The sequence below is a fragment of the Flagellimonas sp. L-11 genome, from assembly GCF_056857735.1.
Genome location: NZ_JBSXNR010000030.1, coordinates 1 through 16,600 on the forward strand (window position 1 = coordinate 1; position 16,600 = coordinate 16,600).

General features: G+C 43.5%; 15 protein-coding genes and 1 pseudogene. 3 read left to right on the forward strand and 13 right to left on the reverse strand.

Features of this window, described 5'->3' with window-relative positions:
- From AC13CC_RS03620 to parS, 3 genes are all read right to left on the reverse strand, one after another.
- On the reverse strand, positions 1 to 378 hold a 378-nt coding region (locus tag AC13CC_RS03620; RefSeq protein ID WP_482878239.1), incomplete at its 3' end, for a transposase.
- Between the two features lie 124 nt (positions 379 to 502).
- Complete coding sequence (locus AC13CC_RS03625) at positions 503 to 961, reverse strand: RES family NAD+ phosphorylase (protein ID WP_482875739.1); 459 nt, start codon at positions 959 to 961, stop codon at positions 503 to 505.
- Entirely contained in the window at positions 961 to 1,476 is a 516-nt protein-coding gene (gene parS, locus AC13CC_RS03630) for a type II RES/Xre toxin-antitoxin system antitoxin (protein WP_482875740.1), read from the reverse strand. Before parS ends, AC13CC_RS03625 begins: the two co-directional genes overlap by 1 nt.
- 242 nt (positions 1,477 to 1,718) lie before the next feature.
- Between parS and AC13CC_RS03635 the strand changes: the two are divergent.
- Positions 1,719 to 1,879 (forward strand): annotated as a pseudogene (locus AC13CC_RS03635) (IS1182 family transposase); the annotation flags it as partial.
- Positions 1,880 to 1,964: 85 nt separating this feature from the next.
- Here AC13CC_RS03635 and AC13CC_RS03640 read toward each other — a convergent pair.
- Genes AC13CC_RS03640 through mnmA form a run of 3 tightly spaced genes read right to left on the reverse strand, consistent with a single transcriptional unit; the run spans position 1,965 to position 4,674 of the window.
- Positions 1,965 to 2,438, reverse strand: coding sequence for a hypothetical protein (locus tag AC13CC_RS03640; RefSeq protein ID WP_482875741.1), 474 nt, complete (start codon positions 2,436 to 2,438; stop codon positions 1,965 to 1,967).
- Between the two features lie 49 nt (positions 2,439 to 2,487).
- Positions 2,488 to 3,429, reverse strand: coding sequence for an NAD(P)H-dependent flavin oxidoreductase (locus AC13CC_RS03645; protein ID WP_482875742.1), 942 nt, complete (start codon positions 3,427 to 3,429; stop codon positions 2,488 to 2,490).
- 54 nt (positions 3,430 to 3,483) lie between these two features.
- On the reverse strand, positions 3,484 to 4,674 hold the full coding sequence (mnmA, locus tag AC13CC_RS03650; protein ID WP_482875743.1) for a tRNA 2-thiouridine(34) synthase MnmA: 1,191 nt from the start codon (positions 4,672 to 4,674) through the stop codon (positions 3,484 to 3,486).
- A gap of 202 nt (positions 4,675 to 4,876) precedes the next feature.
- Here mnmA and AC13CC_RS03655 point away from each other — a divergent pair, with 202 nt between their 5' ends.
- Entirely contained in the window at positions 4,877 to 6,745 is a 1,869-nt protein-coding gene (locus AC13CC_RS03655) for a fasciclin domain-containing protein (RefSeq protein WP_482875744.1), read from the forward strand.
- Between the two features lie 272 nt (positions 6,746 to 7,017).
- Here the strand turns inward: AC13CC_RS03655 and yidC are convergent, their stop codons facing one another.
- From yidC to AC13CC_RS03670, 3 genes are all read right to left on the reverse strand, one after another.
- The gene (yidC, locus tag AC13CC_RS03660; RefSeq protein WP_482875745.1) at positions 7,018 to 8,886 is read right to left on the reverse strand and encodes a membrane protein insertase YidC; all 1,869 of its coding nucleotides are present in this window, start codon (positions 8,884 to 8,886) and stop codon (positions 7,018 to 7,020) included.
- A gap of 66 nt (positions 8,887 to 8,952) precedes the next feature.
- The gene (locus AC13CC_RS03665; protein ID WP_482875746.1) at positions 8,953 to 10,587 is read right to left on the reverse strand and encodes a CTP synthase; all 1,635 of its coding nucleotides are present in this window, start codon (positions 10,585 to 10,587) and stop codon (positions 8,953 to 8,955) included.
- A gap of 49 nt (positions 10,588 to 10,636) precedes the next feature.
- Positions 10,637 to 10,879 carry a DUF3820 family protein gene (locus tag AC13CC_RS03670; protein ID WP_163625618.1) on the reverse strand — a complete coding sequence of 81 codons (243 nt, stop codon included), beginning with the start codon at positions 10,877 to 10,879 and terminating at the stop codon, positions 10,637 to 10,639.
- A gap of 43 nt (positions 10,880 to 10,922) precedes the next feature.
- On the opposite strand from AC13CC_RS03670, the gene AC13CC_RS03675 reads away from it, so the two are divergent.
- On the forward strand, positions 10,923 to 11,786 hold the full coding sequence (locus tag AC13CC_RS03675) for a hydroxypyruvate isomerase family protein (RefSeq protein WP_163625619.1): 864 nt from the start codon (positions 10,923 to 10,925) through the stop codon (positions 11,784 to 11,786).
- Between the two features lie 104 nt (positions 11,787 to 11,890).
- Here the strand turns inward: AC13CC_RS03675 and AC13CC_RS03680 are convergent, their stop codons facing one another.
- The 4 genes from AC13CC_RS03680 to guaA are packed head-to-tail and all read right to left on the reverse strand — an operon-like array spanning position 11,891 to position 16,509.
- Positions 11,891 to 12,430 (reverse strand): DUF922 domain-containing protein, encoded by a 540-nt coding sequence (locus AC13CC_RS03680; protein ID WP_482875747.1) that lies wholly within the window; start codon positions 12,428 to 12,430, stop codon positions 11,891 to 11,893.
- Complete coding sequence (locus AC13CC_RS03685) at positions 12,418 to 12,822, reverse strand: OsmC family protein (RefSeq protein ID WP_163625627.1); 405 nt, start codon at positions 12,820 to 12,822, stop codon at positions 12,418 to 12,420. The genes AC13CC_RS03680 and AC13CC_RS03685 overlap by 13 nt, the downstream gene beginning before the upstream one ends.
- Positions 12,800 to 14,980: a LysM peptidoglycan-binding domain-containing protein gene (locus tag AC13CC_RS03690; protein ID WP_482875748.1), complete on the reverse strand. Its 2,181-nt coding sequence runs from the start codon at positions 14,978 to 14,980 to the stop codon at positions 12,800 to 12,802. Before AC13CC_RS03690 ends, AC13CC_RS03685 begins: the two co-directional genes overlap by 23 nt.
- Positions 14,977 to 16,509 carry a glutamine-hydrolyzing GMP synthase gene (gene guaA / locus AC13CC_RS03695; protein ID WP_482875749.1) on the reverse strand — a complete coding sequence of 511 codons (1,533 nt, stop codon included), beginning with the start codon at positions 16,507 to 16,509 and terminating at the stop codon, positions 14,977 to 14,979. The genes AC13CC_RS03690 and guaA overlap by 4 nt, the downstream gene beginning before the upstream one ends.
- Positions 16,510 to 16,600 lie beyond the last annotated feature (91 nt).

Consider the following 16,600-nt stretch of genomic DNA (forward strand, 5'->3'; position numbering starts at 1 on the left):
GACCACTTGATCGAATATTCTTTTAAAGTGGCCCTTTAACTTTCCCGAACGGAAGTTACTGATGGTATTGTGGTCCGGCCGTGCCGTGCCGGCCAACCACATAAAATGAAGGTTTTCCCCAAGGGCCTCCTCTATCTTGCGGGAGGAATACAGGTTGCGCAGATAGGCATAGACCAATATCTTGAGCAGTACCTTCGGGTGATAGCTGGAGGTGCCCCCTCCCTTATAGGTCCTTTCCAATGCTCCAAGGTCTATTCCCTCCAAAATTGAATTGACGATCCGGACAGGATGGTTTTTGGGCACAAGGTCATCATAACTGGGTGGAAGAAGGCTCAACTGGTCCTGGTCATTGGTCTTCCATACTACTTTTCGGCTCATAACTAAAGTTACGATCCCTTTCAGTTTTAAACAAAAAAAAGAGACTGCCTTTTTAGCCTCATTCGAGGTCTGTTTTTCTTGAATCAGGGGCTTATGCAACGATTACCATCTTTGTTTGCTGTAGTTATTTAAATATTCTTTTATCAAAAGGGAATTCTGTTATATCTAAAATTTTTATTTTTTTAAATTCTTTATGATAAGGATTAATTAGATAATTGGAATCCCCTTGAACAACTGCAGACGGAACTTTCAAAACACATAAGTCTAAAGAGTCAATGAATTCATCGCCTAATTTTTGAGTACTAATATTTGGTGGATGATTATTCCAATTTTCTGGAAGGTCTTTTAATTTGAGTTCTTTTATTTTTATGCTGTCTGGTATGTCTATCTCAATCATCACATAATCACTGGGTAAAGTAGCAAGGCTTAAATGCACTGCTACCTCAGCCATAGCCAATGCTCTACTTTCGGCTGAATAAATTATTTCTGTTCCTTTTGAATTCCATCTATTTCCTGACTTAGAAGCACCTTTTCCGCTTAATTCTTTAGAAAATTTTTTCTTTGAAAGTCTAAATACTCTCATTATGCGAAAATTCCTTGGTCAATTCTATTTAACTCACTCATTACCAACTCCTTTCCATAAGAGTCTTTTAATAGCTCAGCTGGTTTTAAATTGCCGAGTGCATAGGAAGGCGTGTTAAGCCATAAATAAAATTGTTCTGCAGAATCAAATACTTCTTTTCCGAAATTTGTGACTTCTGCTAATTCTATTATTTTTTCAGTATGGATAGGCTTAAAAAGATAATTAGCATCATTACTATGTCTCTGTAATGTTTTTTTAGATAGGTTCAAATATTCAGCCCAATCATCTTCTGTAAAAGGTGTAATTTCTTTAATTTCACTAAACAACTTGTAAGGTAAGCCTTCTCTTATTGCTCGAATTATTAGCATTTTATTTTCAAAAAAATCAGAATATGTGATATTTTTTGCTTTGATTTTTATTCGTGAAGATTTACCTATATTTCGAACGTAAACCTTAATCGCTTTATTGACAGCTGTTAAATCGTTTGAATGTTCTTTTTGTTTCTCAGCAAGCATAACATTGACATTTGTCCATCAATATAAGACATTTGTCTTAAAATTCAAAATTAAGGAGGGGTTTTTAATTACAGCCAACGGTTTCCTGCTATGAGTAGTTGTGTGGTTTGGCAGTTAACTTTGCAAGAATACACCGAACTGAAAATTTAAGAGGATTTTCCGAGGTAGTCAATAGCAAGCAATTACTTATTGCCATTGTGTCTGTTGCACAAGTTAGGCAAAAAGTCCGTGATGATCATTATGGCAGGTACATGAAAGGTAGACGGCAGAGCACGGTGGAACCAGTATTCGGTATACCCTGACCCAATTCATGGTCCTACTAAAGGTAAACTCCATAGGACTGGGACAGGCTAACAAGTGCATGCACCTCTCGACCATCGTCTACAACCTTAAAACCTACCTGTAGACAGATACAATTTTCTGGTTTTCACTTAAAAAAATTATTCGAATTGACGGATTTTTACAAATTCTAAAAAGTATTTGTAAAACTATTTAACAGTTAACTCCCGATTGGAAAGCCCCAAGGTATTCAGTGACGGGAGTTTGCCATCCAACACAACAAATTCCGATTTTGGATGAAGAAACTGCTTTTGTTTCTTTAAGTTCAGGTTAGAGTAACGACCTCGCAAGTGCCTTCTATCATCTTTTTTAGAGAAAAGGTCTATGGTAACACCCACGGTAACACCCCCTAAAATGGTAGCGGCGAGATCATCATTGTCCCAACCATTTTCGCGTTGTCCAGCATCCACGGTCTCTTTGGCCAATCCAATAAGGGTACTGCCAGCCACGGACCCAACAAAAGTCCAGATTCTATTCCCATCAGAAGCTTGTTTAGCGATTCCGGCCCCTGCAAGGCCAAAGAGATTACCTCCCAAAAAGTGGAGTGCTTTGTCCCGCTCCACTTGCCCATGGCAATGCGAGGCGAGCACAAAAAAGAGTAGTGTGGGGATTAGTGTTCTCATTGCGCAGCGTAAAAGTATTAAAAGTTTCCCAAACTTTTGGCGGAATGCTTTAATAGTGCTGAATTTCAGCTTTTGCCTGGTTGAATTCAGCCATTAGTTCTTTAACTATTTCTGCCGCAGGTGTTATGTTATGGATCAAACCGGAAACTTGGCCTATTTCCAGTTCTCCTTCTTCCATATCCCCATCGAACATACCGCGTTTGGCCCGGGCCCTTCCCAATAGGGTTTTTAAATCTTCAATGGAAGCTCCTTCGGCATAGGCTTCCTGTACATCTTTAAAAAATTTGTTTTTGAGCAAACGTACCGGTGCCAGCTCCTTCAAGGTCAATTGGGTATCCCCTTCTTGGGCATCAACCACCCGTTGCTTAAAGAGTTCGTGGGACGATGCCTCAGGGGAGGCCACGAACCTACTCCCTACCTGAACGCCATCGGCACCCAAAACCATAGCTGCCAACATGGCTCTGCCCGTGGCAATACCTCCAGCGGCAATTAGGGGTATTTGTATTTTCTCTTTTACCGAAGGTATCAGTACCATGGTCGTGGTTTCATCCCTTCCGTTATGTCCTCCAGCTTCAAAACCCTCTGCCACTATGGCATCCACTCCGGCTTCTTGGGCTTTGAGGGCAAATTTTACGCTACTCACCACATGAACCACAGTAATTCCCTTCTCTTGAAGAAATTTGGTCCAAGTTTTCGGATTTCCCGCAGAAGTGAATACAATTTTCACCTCTTGGTCAACAATAATGTCCATCAACTTTTCAATGTCAGGATACAACATGGGAACATTGACCCCAAAAGGCTTATCGGTTGCTTTTTTACATTTTATGATGTGCTCTTCCAACACCTTGGGATACATACTTCCCGCTCCTAGCAACCCCAATCCACCTGCATTGGAAACCGCAGAGGCCAAACGCCAACCGCTGGCCCAGACCATTCCCGCCTGAATGATAGGGTATGCTATTCCGAAAAGTTGCGTGATTTTATTTTGCATGAAGGTTTTGATTCAGATTTCCACCAAAATAATCAAAATAAATAAGGATTCCGGTTAGGAGATCACTCCTGAACCGATCAACTCATCATTGCTATACCAAGCGGCAAACTGCCCTTCGGTAATGGCGGACTGTTTTTCTTTGAAATCCACATACAAGCCGTTTTCTACTTTGTAGAGTGTTGCCGCTTGCAAGGGCTGTCGATATCTAATTCGGGCCATTACTTCCATAGTTTCATCTTCCTGCAAAGCCAAATCCGGGCGTACCCAATGGAGTTCGTCCTCCTTTATGAACAGCGTATTTCTTAAAAGCCCCGGATGCGTTTTCCCCTGACCGGTATAGATGATGTTCTTCTCCACGTCGGTATCGATTACGAACAAAGGTTCTTTGGTTCCGCCAACATTGAGGCCTTTTCGCTGCCCAATGGTAAAATAATGCGCGCCTTGGTGCTCCCCGACCACTTTACCGTCTGTTTCGGAGTATACAGGCTTTTCGGCTTGGAAAACCAATTTTTCCCGCTCATTCCGAAATGCTGGAACAGCAATCGAAAATTGTGCGGCATCACTAGGCACTTCCACGATCACCCCTTTTTTGGGCTTTAATTTTTGTTGCAAAAACTCGGGCAGATGCACTTTTCCTATAAAACACAATCCTTGGGAGTCCTTTTTATCGGCCGTGATCAAATTGTTGTCTGCCGCTATTTTTCGAACCTCTGGTTTTAACAATTCACCAATTGGGAACAAGGTCTTGGACAACTGTTCTTGCGACAATTGACAAAGAAAATAGGATTGGTCTTTGTTCGGGTCTTTACCGGACAATAACTGATAGGTTTCCGTACCATCGTCATTTTGGATGGTTCCTTTTCTGCAATAATGTCCTGTCGCCACGTAATCGGCCCCCAATTGTAGGGCGATTTTAAGGAACACATCAAACTTGATCTCCCGATTGCACAGCACATCGGGGTTGGGGGTCCTTCCTCTTTCGTACTCATTGAACATATAATCCACGATTCGCTCCTTGTACTCCGCACTTAAATCAACGGTTTGAAAAGGGATTCCCAGTTTTTCGGCCACGATCAATGCATCGTTGCTGTCCTCCAACCAAGGGCATTCCTCCGAAATGGTCACAGAATCATCATGCCAATTCTTCATAAACAGACCGATTACATCGTACCCCTGCTCTTTGAGCAAATAAGCAGCTACGCTTGAATCCACTCCTCCCGAAAGTCCAACAACAACCTTTTTCATTGCAATGATTTAAGGCTACAAAAATACGAATTGACGTTAATTAATAATGGTAAATATATCCTAAAGCAACAGCTGTGAAATTATAACCTACACATCCCTAGAATTTTAATTTTGTTAAAGTTTTAATTAAAAATGTTAAACATTATTGTTGTTATTTTGTTTAATCATATTTTCACATTGTTAAACAAACACCTAAAATAACATGAAAGCTTTAAAACATTTAACCCGATTGACCCTTTTATTGGTTTTCATTGGATTCACATCGTGTTCCGATGATGACAATGGACCTATGCCTCCTGAACAGGAAGGAGATAATATTGTTGAAGCCGCACAGGCAACCGCCGAATTGAGCACTTTGGTTGCCGCCCTTCAAAAAGCGGATGAGAGCGCCAATAACGACTTGGTTGCTGCTTTAAGTGGTGAAGGGCCATTTACGGTTTTTGCCCCAACCAATCAAGCATTTACAGATTTGCTTGCACAACTGGATGGTTTTGATTCCTTGGACGATTTTAGCTCCCAACAATTACAAGATTTGCTAGCTGTAATTTTAACCTACCACGTGGTAGGAGATGCTGCCCTATCCACCGATTTGAGCAACGGAATGAGCCTTACAACCTTACAGGGTTCCTCCTTGCAAGTATCCACCGAAGGTGGCGTGTTTATTCAAGATGCAACCGATGTTGCCGCTGAGGTGACTACCGCAGATATTGAAGTTTCCAATGGTGTTGTACATATTATAGACAAAGTTTTATTGCCCCAGGCTATTTTGGATGAACTGGCCGACATTATCCTAATGCCCATTACCGATTTGGCCATTGGCAACGAAAACCTACAGAATTTGGTTGCTGCCCTTACCGCGGCCAACGGGGATTTACCCACCGTATTGCGCGGTAATGGACCTTTTACCGTATTGGCCCCGACCGATGAAGCCTTTGAGGCTTTCCTTGATGGTGCAGCGCTAGAGGACGTTCCCGTGGATGTATTGACCAATGTATTGCTTAACCACGTAATCAGTGGTGAAGTTACCTCAACCGACTTAACAGGACTTGGTTCCGGTTACACAAGTACTTTGGCCACTGGGGCCGGTGAGCAAAATGTAAGCTTGTTTTTCGATACCTCTGATGGTGTAACCTTTAACGGTGTTGCCTCCGTAGTAGCTGCGGATGTAAAAGCAATCAACGGTATTGTTCATGTGGTAGATGCCGTAATAGATATTCCAAATATTGTGGACCATGCGGTTGCCAATCCAGGACTTTCCTCTTTGGTAGGTGCATTGACCGATGGTGGAAACACAACGTTTACAGATTTACTATCCAATGAAGAAGAAACATTCACTGTATTCGCTCCTGGAAACGATGCCTTTAGTGCATTTACCAATCCTAATTCCAATGATTTGAATGCTATTTTGGCCAATCACGTGATTGTGGGAGCCGCTGCGTTCTCCTCGGATTTGACAAATGCTTATGTGAACACAGCTGCTGAGTATGCTGCTGACGAGAATTTAAGTTTATACATTAATACCGATGATGGTGTAACCTTAAACGGTACAAGTAACGTGGCCATGGCGGACATTGTGGCAAGCAACGGGGTAATCCATACCGTGGATGCTGTTATCGACTTGCCAACAGTGGTAACTTTTGCCGCTGCCGACCCGAACTTCTCTACCTTGGTATCTGCATTGACAGAGTTGACGCCAAGTACGGATTTTGTGAGCGTATTATCGGCACAAGACGGTGCGGGAAGCGATCCATTCACCGTGTTTGCCCCTACCAACGAAGCATTTGATGCCTTGGCCAGCATTCCGGCCGAAGCTGACCTAATACCCATATTGCAACACCACGTGGTGGCAGGTGCCAATGTTCGATCCGGTGATTTGAGCGATGGAGCCACAGCTACCACTTTGGAAGGCGATATGATCACCATCAACCTACCCGGAACAGGTGATAACATTGCAGATATTACCGACGGTGCCGGAAACATGGGCATTGGTATTGATGCCGTGGATGTACAAGCCATCAATGGTGTCATCCACGTAGTGGATACTGTACTCATCCCGGACACTTCAAACTAACTGGTTTTTGATTGATGGATAATGCAAAAGGCCCCCTCAAAACAAATTGAGGGGGTTTTTTATTGCGTAAAATTTACCGTTCATCGATAACACATCAACAAGGGATTATTTACCCACAAAAACCGACGGTTTTACAACTTTTAATTTTTTGGATAGGCGTGATGTCGCATCTTTGGAGTCCCAAATCTTTCCAAACTACACCTATAAATGGAAACTCCCCCAAGAAAATCTTGAGGGAGTTTTTTTTGAACCGAAAAGTATTTACCCCAGTACTATCTTTTTCCTGATTTCTTTTGTTCTTCGGCCTGCTCCATCATTTCGCGCATTTTACGCTGGAACTTGTTTTCCTTTTTAGGTTTTTTCTTGTTCTCCTGTATTTGGGCATGGATTTTATCCTCGTCCAGGATGTAGTTCTTGATCGCCAACATAATAAAGATGGTAATCAAGTTGGAAACGAAATAGTACAAACTCAACCCACTTGCGTAGTTGTTAAAGAAGAACAACATCATAACGGGCGATAGGTACATGATAAATTTCATGTTCGGCATGCCGGGCTGCTGTTGCATCTGCATGCTCTGGCCCGTTGTCATCTGCATATAGAAGAAGATGGCCACGGATGCCAAAATCGGGAACAAGGATACGTGGTCACCGTAAAAGGGTATGGTGAACGGCAACTCAAAAATAGTGTCGTAAGACGATAGGTCCTCGGCCCATAAAAAAGGTTTTTGCCGCAACGCAAAGGAAGTCGGGAAAAACATGAACAGGGAGTAGAAAATGGGTAACTGTAACAAAGCGGGCACACAGCCGCTCATAGGGCTCACCCCTGCTTTGTTGTACACCTTCATGGTCTCTTGCTGCTTTTTCATGGCGTTGTCCTTGTACTTTTCGCTGATTTCCGAAATCTCCGGCTTCAACACCTTCATTTTGGCCTGCGACAAATACGATTTATAGGTGACGGGCGAAAGTGCCAATCGAACCAAAATCGTCATAATAACAATGGCAATTCCATAGGGTAAAAACGAGCTCAAGAACGTATAGAAGGGCGTAAATACGTAACGGTTGATCCAACCAAAGATTCCCCATCCAAACGGAATGGAATCGGCAAGGCCCAAATCCTTATAATCATCCAATACCTTTACATCGGTGGGCCCGTAGTACCAGTACATGTTTTGTGATAGTTCGCCACCTTGCAGCTCCAAAGGGGCCCGTGTGGTATATGCTTTCGTAAATTGGAGTTCCTTGCTCTCTTCCTCGACCAAGTTTGTGGATGTTAGATCGGCAGTCTTAAAGTGCTCATCGGTTGCTAGAATAGAGCTGAAAAAATGCTGACGGTACGACAACCACTTTACATCCACTTCGGTTTCCTCATCAAAATCACTGCTCTCGGAAAGCTTGCTGATGTCACCATCATCGTGATTGTACGTTAGACGGGTATATCTATTTTCGTACTGCACGCTTTTATTGTGGCGAATACCTTTAAGGTCCCACTCCAAGGTAACAGGCTTACTGGTATTGAAAACTCCGCTCAAACCTTGGGAACGCACGGTAAAGTCCACCAAATATTCTTTTGGTTTCATTTCGTAGCGGTATTCCAAAAATTGATTGTTGGCCACTTTGGCCTTCATGGAAAGCACATGGTTGTCCCCGCTTTGGGTAAGTGACGGTTCAAAATACAGGTCCGCCGTACTGAGAACCCGATTGTCCGATGTGGTAAAATTCAGTGCAAAGTTGGCATTGCCATCTTTTACCAAAAATACGGGAACGGAATCGTAGGTGACAAAATTCTTCATTTTGGCCTCAATAATCTGTCCCCCTTTATTGGATACTTTCAGTTGAAGTACTTCGTTTTCGAGAGTGGTGGTTCCATCCGAAGTCTGGGTGAAACCAAATGCCCCAACCGTATTTTTGTATTGGGCCACAGCGGTGGAATCGTTAAGATCTATGGTCTTGGTTTCCTTTACGGGTGCGGTTTTGACCGCCTCCTCCGCTTTGGCTTCCTCCGCCTCTATCTGCGCTTGCTCTGCTTTTTGTGCCTCTAACTCTTCTGGCGTAGGCTGATTTTGGTAAAACATGTATATGAGTATCCCAAAAATCAGTACAAATCCAATAATGGACTTAATATCCAGCTTCTTTTCTTCCATGAATATTATTTAGTAGAAATATTTTATTGGTATTTCAGGTGGCAAATATATGCCCAAAACCCCGTTTTATGCCAAACTGGCATTGTTTTGTTTCTGCTTTTGGGTCAATACCGCTTTTACAAACCCCACAAATAAGGGATGCGGACTCGCAACCGTACTTTTGTACTCTGGGTGGTACTGCACACCAACAAACCATGGATGCGAAGGAATTTCCACCACTTCCACCAAGCCTGTTCTTGGGTTCAGCCCAGAAGCAACCAATCCAGCTTCCTCCATTTGCTCCTTGTAGGCATTGTTGAATTCGTAGCGGTGCCTGTGTCGTTCTTCAATATCGGAAGAACCGTATACCTTCTCCACCAAACTGCCTTCTTTTAGGTGACAGTCCCAACTGCCCAAACGCATGGTTCCGCCCATATCGGTAATGGATTTTTGTTCTTCCATTAAACTTATTACAGGGTCTGGCGTATTTTTATCCATTTCGGTGGAGTTGGCTTTTTCCAGACCCAGCACCGTTCTGGCAAATTCAATAACCGCCATTTGCATGCCCAAACAAATCCCCAAGAAGGGAATATCGTTTTCACGGGCGTAACGAACGGCCAACACTTTCCCCTCTATACCACGTTCACCAAAGCCTGGGGCAACTAAAATGCCGTCCAAGCCCATCATCTTTTTGTCAATGTTTTTGGCCGATAGATGTTCGGAATGCACCGATCTTACCTCAACATCCACTTCATTGGCCGCACCTGCATGGATAAAAGCCTCTTGTATGGATTTGTAGGAATCGGGAAGTTCGACGTATTTTCCGATCAATCCGATGGTTACCTTATGTTTTGGATTTTTATGGCGTTGCAAAAACTCCTTCCATTGATCTAGGTTGGGCTGGGTATCGTTGGGAAGTGCCAACTTTTCCAAGGTAACGGTATCCAAGCCTTCTTCCTGCATCAATAAAGGTACATCGTAAATGGTGGATGCGTCTATGGATTGGATCACAGCCTCTTTTCTTACATTACAGAAAAGCGCCAATTTTTCCTTGATGTCCTCCGAAATCTGATGTTCGGTACGGCACACCAAAATATCCGCTTTTATTCCGCTCTCCATCAATGTTTTGACCGAGTGCTGCGTGGGTTTTGTCTTTAACTCCCCTGCCGCAGATAAAAACGGCACTAGGGTTAGATGGATTACAATACCGTTGTGCTCGCCCAATTCCCAAAGCAACTGCCGAACAGATTCAATATAAGGCAATGATTCGATATCCCCTACCGTACCCCCGATTTCGGTGATAACAATATCGTAATCCCCACTATTGCCCAAAATTTGGATGCGCTCCTTAATTTCGTTGGTAATGTGGGGCACTACCTGTACTGTTTTGCCCAAAAATTCACCTCTTCGCTCTTTTTCAATAACGCTTTGGTAAATCCTGCCCGTAGTTACATTATTGGCTTGGGAGGTGCGTACGTTCAAAAAACGTTCGTAATGGCCAAGATCCAAGTCGGTTTCGGCACCATCATCGGTCACATAACATTCGCCATGCTCATAAGGATTCAGCGTTCCCGGATCTACATTTATGTAGGGATCTAATTTTTGTATGGTGGTCCGGTACCCCCTGGCTTGCAGTAGTTTAGCCAAGGATGCGGCGATGATTCCCTTACCCAACGAAGAGGTAACGCCTCCCGTAACGAAAATGTACTTGGTATCTGACATATTGCTCATTCTATTACGGGGCGTAAAATTACTAATTGCTGGGCAAAAATCAGGAAGATTCGCGAGGAAAATCTTTTTGCAACTTTCTTATGATGGGTTCCAGGTTGTTATCCTTTATCGTCAACATCGTATTTAGGTAATCACCCAGTTTTCCTTTGGGAAATCCTTTTTGACGGAACCAGACCAAATAAGGCAAGGGCAAATCCACAAGGTAACGCCCTTTGAATTTACCAAAGGGCATCTTGTAATGTGCCAGCTCCAAAAGCTGTTTTGAATCGGGACGTATTTCCATATCTAGGTCGAAAATACTATCTTTCCCATAACAAATCCGAAAAATGAAACGTAGAAATTTTATAGCCACTGCTGCCGTTGGGTCTGCAGGTCTGGCTTCAGCCTCTGCCATGGCAGCCAGCCAAGGGCAATCCAAAACCTTTAAACTCAAGCACAATATCAACCACAGTGTATGCGAATGGTGTTTTAATGACATCCCGCTGGAGGATTTTTTAAAGACATTGAACGAATTGGGCGTTAAAGCCATTGATCTCGTAGGCCCTGACAGATGGCCCATATTAAAAAAGTACGACATACATTGCTCTATGTGCAACGGTGCTGAAATTGGTTTGGCTGAGGGATGGAACAATCCAAAATACCATGAGCAGCTGATCAAAAACTACACGGAAATGATTCCGAAAGTGGCCGAAGCGGGTTATACCAACCTTATTTGTTTTAGTGGCAATCGCAACGGGATGAACGATTATGTGGGGCTTCAAAACTGTGTGGACGGGCTTTCCCAGATTATGCCATTGGCCGAAGAACACGGTGTAGTGATCCAAATGGAACTTTTTAACCAAGTAAACCACCCCGATTATATGTGTGACAACTCTTTATGGGGTGTGGAACTTTGCAAACACTTGGGCAGCGATAATTTTAAATTGTTGTTCGATATCTACCATATGCAGATCCAAGAAGGGGACATTATCCGAAGCATACAGAATTACCACCCTTATTTTGGGCACTACCACACTGCTGGTGTTCCCGGCAGGCATGAAATTGATGAAACACAGGAATTGTACTACCCTGCTATCATCAAAGCAATTCACGATACAGGTTTTACAGGGTACGTGGCCCAAGAGTTTATTCCTACTTGGGATGACAAGATCCAGGCATTAAAAGATGGGTTTATGCGGTGTGATATTTAAAAAAGAAACACTTTTAGTTAGTTTGATATAGAAATTGAGGGGCTAGTCCCCTCATTTTTTTATTCCATAGCTAAAAAATGTCAACCAATTAAGGAGAAATACAATTAACCTTTTGCTTCGTTTTTCAAGGCTTCAGCTATCTTTTGGTTCCATTCCAACTGCTTCTCACGGTTTCGGGAAAAGTTGGTCTCCCAATCGTATCGCTCTTGGTAGGTTTGCAGCTCCTTTAAAATATCGCTATAAATCTTTCTGACCTCTGCCTTTACATCATCGGAAAAAGAAGTTCTACGTAATTTTTCCCGCATCTTACGGGCAAACACCTCGGTAATATCAAAATGGAGCTGTTCGTGGGCCAATGTGTTCTCGTTGCACAGTTCGGGTCGGTACCAAGACTCGTTGGGGTAGAAATAAGCGTTTACCTCAAAATCCAAATTCACCTCGTGGTGCAACAGATTGGCCGAATAGGTATAGCTGATGCCGCTCGCAGTAGTTGCCGCAGATTCCTCCCCTGGCGGTACTTCTCCCTTAAAATCGGCCCAAGTAAGCCGTATGTTCCCGTTCCAAGGGATTCCCTCCTCGATTTCTTGTGCAAATCCCAAAAAACCAAGTAGAAAAATACATCCTATGGAAATTATTTTACCCAATTAAATTCGATTATTTTTTCAATATCGGGGTGCAGGCTATAGTGCACCGGGCAGGTATTGGCCGTATGCACCAAAATTTTCCTGTGCTTTTCGGACACCGATGACGGCAACTCGAATTTCACTTCGATTTTTGAGATTCTTCTTGGGTTCGCCGCCATGTGCTTGGTTACCTCGGCAGTGGACCCTGTCAAATCCACATCCATATCTCGGGCCTTGATTCCCATCATGGTCATCATACAGTTGGCCAAGCCGGTCGCCACCGTGTCGGTTGGTGAAAAAGCCTCGCCCTTTCCATTGTTATCGACCGGGGCATCGGTAATAAACTCGTTTCCGGAACGTACGTGCACACAGGTAGTGCGCAGGTTTCCGTTATAGGTTACTTTTGACGTCATTTTTGAGCTTAACTTCTTTTAATGTAAGGTCATCATACTGCATAATGTAGCAGGCTCGGTTAAAATAGCCGGAAGTCCAGTCGTTGAAATAATCAAATCCACTTCCTGCATATTCTGTTAGACCGATATACTTTGAAGTTTCGAAAAGGTTCTTCTTGTATGCGAGCTTTAGCAGTATGTCCATAGTTACATCAAAACCGCGAACAGCATATTTATCCGGTAAGTTTCCATTGTACTTTTTCGTGTATGCCCTGGTAAAGGCATCATTCCCAGACACCCGGTAGAACGATGGGTAGGTAAACTTAAGATTGGAAAGATGGGTCCTGGAGACGGCCTCATCATCAAAAGCATCGTTATAACTCGTGGTAAACATGCGTACCTTGATTTTCTTGGTCTCTTCGGAATCCACCATGGAAGCTGTGTTGGCCGAGTTCAGGATAGAAGTAACGCTGGACACCATATTGGGCTGATCTGTTTCGAGGAACACCCAATTTTCCTTGTCTTCGGATAGTTTGATCAAAAATTCATCCAAATGCAATGATTTGTTGTCGATTACCTTTGCGATTTGTGCTGCCGGGAATTTGCTCAAAATGGAATCATGCGCTACTTGATGGGTAGAATCCGCAATGATTATCACGTTTTCGCCCTTATGGATTTTTTCCATGTGGGAGAGCATTTTATCCCGTAGTACAACATCCCTTGGTACGGAGTAGAATACATTGGCATGGCTCAACTTACTATCTGAAGCAATTGGGGCGATCACAGGAATGTTTTTTGCCGAAGCTTGAACAGCTGCTTCGTCCAAGGGCCCGGCTGCCAATGGGCCTATAATGGCGTCTACCCCGGTTAGATTTTCCCTAAATAGGATTTCTTTGACCTTGGTTTGGTCCAGTTGGGTATCGTAGGTTTTAACATCCACCGAGACCCCTAACTTTTTAATGGAATCCAAAGCCACCATGGCCCCGGTATAAAATCCAAGACTCAATGCTATGTCCCTACGGTTTTTGATCAGTGCCTCCGCCTTTTCTGTATCGGCCACATTTACCTTGTCCAATCGGAAAGGAAGCATAAAAACCAGTTTGGGCCTGTTTTCCACATTAATGCTGTCCACCAAATTGATCTTATCCAGAACCAAGGCATTCTTCACTTCCAATTCCTCTGCCTTTTCTTTGGGCAATTTTAAGACCATTCCAGCTTTTAGCCCATTTTCCAAGGCCGGGTTTAAACGGAACAGCTCATCCCTGGTAATTTTCAGGTTTTGGGTGATTCTGAATATGTTTTGCTTAGGCTTTACTTCGTAAAAAATAAAGTTTTCCGTGTTCACCTCGCCTTCTTTGTTCTTCTTTTTGGGGAGTCGTACCACCATTCCTTCTTTTAGGCCACCCTCTTTCATGATCTCGGGGTTGAGCCTTACAATGGAATCCGTTGGAATACCATACTCCCTTCCCAAACTGTAAAGGGTCATTTTTGGCGGTACGGTATAGGACGTAAACAATTCCACCTTTTGTTCCTTGAGGCTATCGCCTTTTGGCCTTGGCAGTTTCAATTCTTCACCAGCGGCCAAATAGTTGGTGTTCTTGTCCAATTCCGGGTTCAGCACCAAAAGGCTATCCACACTTATGCCATATTTGTGGGCAATGCTCCAACGGGTTTCCTTGGGCTGAACAGTATAGGTTTCAAAATCCAACTCCTTTTCTTCATCGGGGTCCACCTCGGGAAACACAGGGATTTGGAGCACCATCCTACGTTCTAGGGTTTCGGAATACAATTTGGTGTTGTATCTCTTTAGTTGATCCTCGGTAATGTTGTATTTCTGCGTTAGTCCAAAAAGGGTTTCCTTTCTTCGTACCCTGTGCCGTATGAAACGAATCGGCTTTACTTCTTCTTCCTCTTGTTCCTCTTTTGTCTCCGTTTTGGTTTCAACAGGTTTTCCGTTCAAGGGAATTATAAGTATGGTGTTTTCCTTTACATCGGAAGCACTTTTGATTTCCTTGTTGGCCTGTAAAATGCTGTAGGGCGTTACCCTGTATTGTTGGGAAATGCTTTTAAGCGTTTCCCCTTCCTTTACAGCATGTGTTGCGTAGTTTTGTGCGGATACCGGCACCATGGCCAACAAAAAGACCATGGTAAAAACCAGTTGTAACATATGTTTTTTCATTCCCATTCTATAGTTGCCGGTGGTTTTGAGCTAATGTCGTACACCACTCTATTAACGCCTTTAACTTTATTTATTATATCATTAGAGGTCTTTTGCAGGAATTCGTAGGGTAAATTCACCCAATCGGCCGTCATTCCATCGGTGCTTTCAACAGCTCTGAGTGCTACACATTTTTCGTAGGTGCGCTCATCTCCCATTACCCCTACACTATCTACAGGCAAAAGCATGGCTCCGGCCTGCCAAACCTTGTCATAAAGTCCCCATTTTTTGAGTCCATCAATAAAAATGGCATCCACTTCTTGCAAAATAGCCACTTTTTCTGCGGTTATATCTCCCAAGATACGGATTCCAAGACCGGGGCCCGGAAACGGATGTCTTCCCAAAATTTCTGCGGGCATATCCATACTTGCCCCCACTCTTCGCACCTCATCTTTGAACAACATTTTCAAGGGTTCCACCACTTTCAATTTCATATAATCGGGCAATCCGCCTACATTGTGGTGACTTTTTATTACCGCTGATGGTCCACCGCTGGCCGATACCGATTCAATCCTATCCGGATAAATGGTTCCTTGCGCCAACCATTTCGCATTTTCCACTTTGTGGGACTCATCATCAAAAACCTCAATAAAGACCCTGCCGATGATTTTTCTTTTACCTTCAGGGTCCGATTCTCCTTTCAGGGCATCCAAAAAGCGTGCCGAAGCATCAACACCCTTAACATTTAATCCCATATGCTTGTATTGGTCCAAAACACTTTCGAACTCGTTTTTGCGCAAAAGACCGTTGTTCACGAAAATACAGTACAAATGATCGCCAATCGCTTTGTGCAACAACATGGCCGCCACACTGGAGTCCACTCCACCGGAAAGTCCCAAGATGACTTTTTCGTCACCGATTTCCTTGCGAAGCTCTTCCACGGTTGTTTCAACAAAAGCATCCGGCGTCCAATCCTGTTTTAATCCAGCAATGTTCACCAAAAAGTTTTCCAATAGCTTTTTACCATCGGTGGTGTGGTACACTTCGGGGTGGAATTGAATCCCGTAGGTCATTTCACCATCAATCTTATAAGCTGCATTTTCCACATCATGGGTACTGGCCAAACGGATGGCTCCTTCGGGCAGTTCCTTAATGGTATCGCTATGGCTCATCCACACTTGGCTTCCTTCGCCAATGCCTTGTAAAAAATCGTCTTCTGGATTTACATAGGACAGATTGGCCCTCCCATATTCCCGAGTGGCGGACGGAGCCACGTTACCACCATGAAAATGGGATAGATATTGTGCACCATAGCAAATGCCCAACAAAGGTTTCTTGCCTTTTATTTCGGACAAATCGGGATGCGGGGCATGCTCCGAGCGCACCGAAGATGGTGAACCGGAAAGGATAACCGCCTTGTAATCCGATAAATCCTCGGGCAGTTTATTGTAGGGTTTAATTTCTGAGTAAATGTTGAGTTCCCTAACGCGTCTTGCGATCAGTTGTGTGTACTGGGAACCAAAGTCTAGGATGAGTACGTTGTTATGCATGGGCAAAAATAGGAATTTGCTTTAGTTGCAAAAGTATCTTTTAAAGGATATTTAAGACAACTTTTTCCATGAAGTTATTCCAACGGGTTAT

Coding starts and splice junctions, on each gene's coding strand:
- AC13CC_RS03625 (WP_482875739.1), bottom strand. CDS start 961: ATGAGAGTATTTAGACTTTCAAAGAAAAAATTTTCTAAAGAATTAAGC.
- parS (WP_482875740.1), bottom strand. CDS start 1,476: ATGCTTGCTGAGAAACAAAAAGAACATTCAAACGATTTAACAGCTGTC.
- AC13CC_RS03640 (WP_482875741.1), bottom strand. CDS start 2,438: ATGAGAACACTAATCCCCACACTACTCTTTTTTGTGCTCGCCTCGCAT.
- AC13CC_RS03645 (WP_482875742.1), bottom strand. CDS start 3,429: ATGCAAAATAAAATCACGCAACTTTTCGGAATAGCATACCCTATCATT.
- mnmA (WP_482875743.1), bottom strand. CDS start 4,674: ATGAAAAAGGTTGTTGTTGGACTTTCGGGAGGAGTGGATTCAAGCGTA.
- AC13CC_RS03655 (WP_482875744.1), top strand. CDS start 4,877: ATGAAAGCTTTAAAACATTTAACCCGATTGACCCTTTTATTGGTTTTC.
- yidC (WP_482875745.1), bottom strand. CDS start 8,886: ATGGAAGAAAAGAAGCTGGATATTAAGTCCATTATTGGATTTGTACTG.
- AC13CC_RS03665 (WP_482875746.1), bottom strand. CDS start 10,587: ATGTCAGATACCAAGTACATTTTCGTTACGGGAGGCGTTACCTCTTCG.
- AC13CC_RS03670 (WP_163625618.1), bottom strand. CDS start 10,879: ATGGAAATACGTCCCGATTCAAAACAGCTTTTGGAGCTGGCACATTAC.
- AC13CC_RS03675 (WP_163625619.1), top strand. CDS start 10,923: ATGAAACGTAGAAATTTTATAGCCACTGCTGCCGTTGGGTCTGCAGGT.
- AC13CC_RS03685 (WP_163625627.1), bottom strand. CDS start 12,822: ATGACGTCAAAAGTAACCTATAACGGAAACCTGCGCACTACCTGTGTG.
- AC13CC_RS03690 (WP_482875748.1), bottom strand. CDS start 14,980: ATGAAAAAACATATGTTACAACTGGTTTTTACCATGGTCTTTTTGTTG.
- guaA (WP_482875749.1), bottom strand. CDS start 16,509: ATGCATAACAACGTACTCATCCTAGACTTTGGTTCCCAGTACACACAA.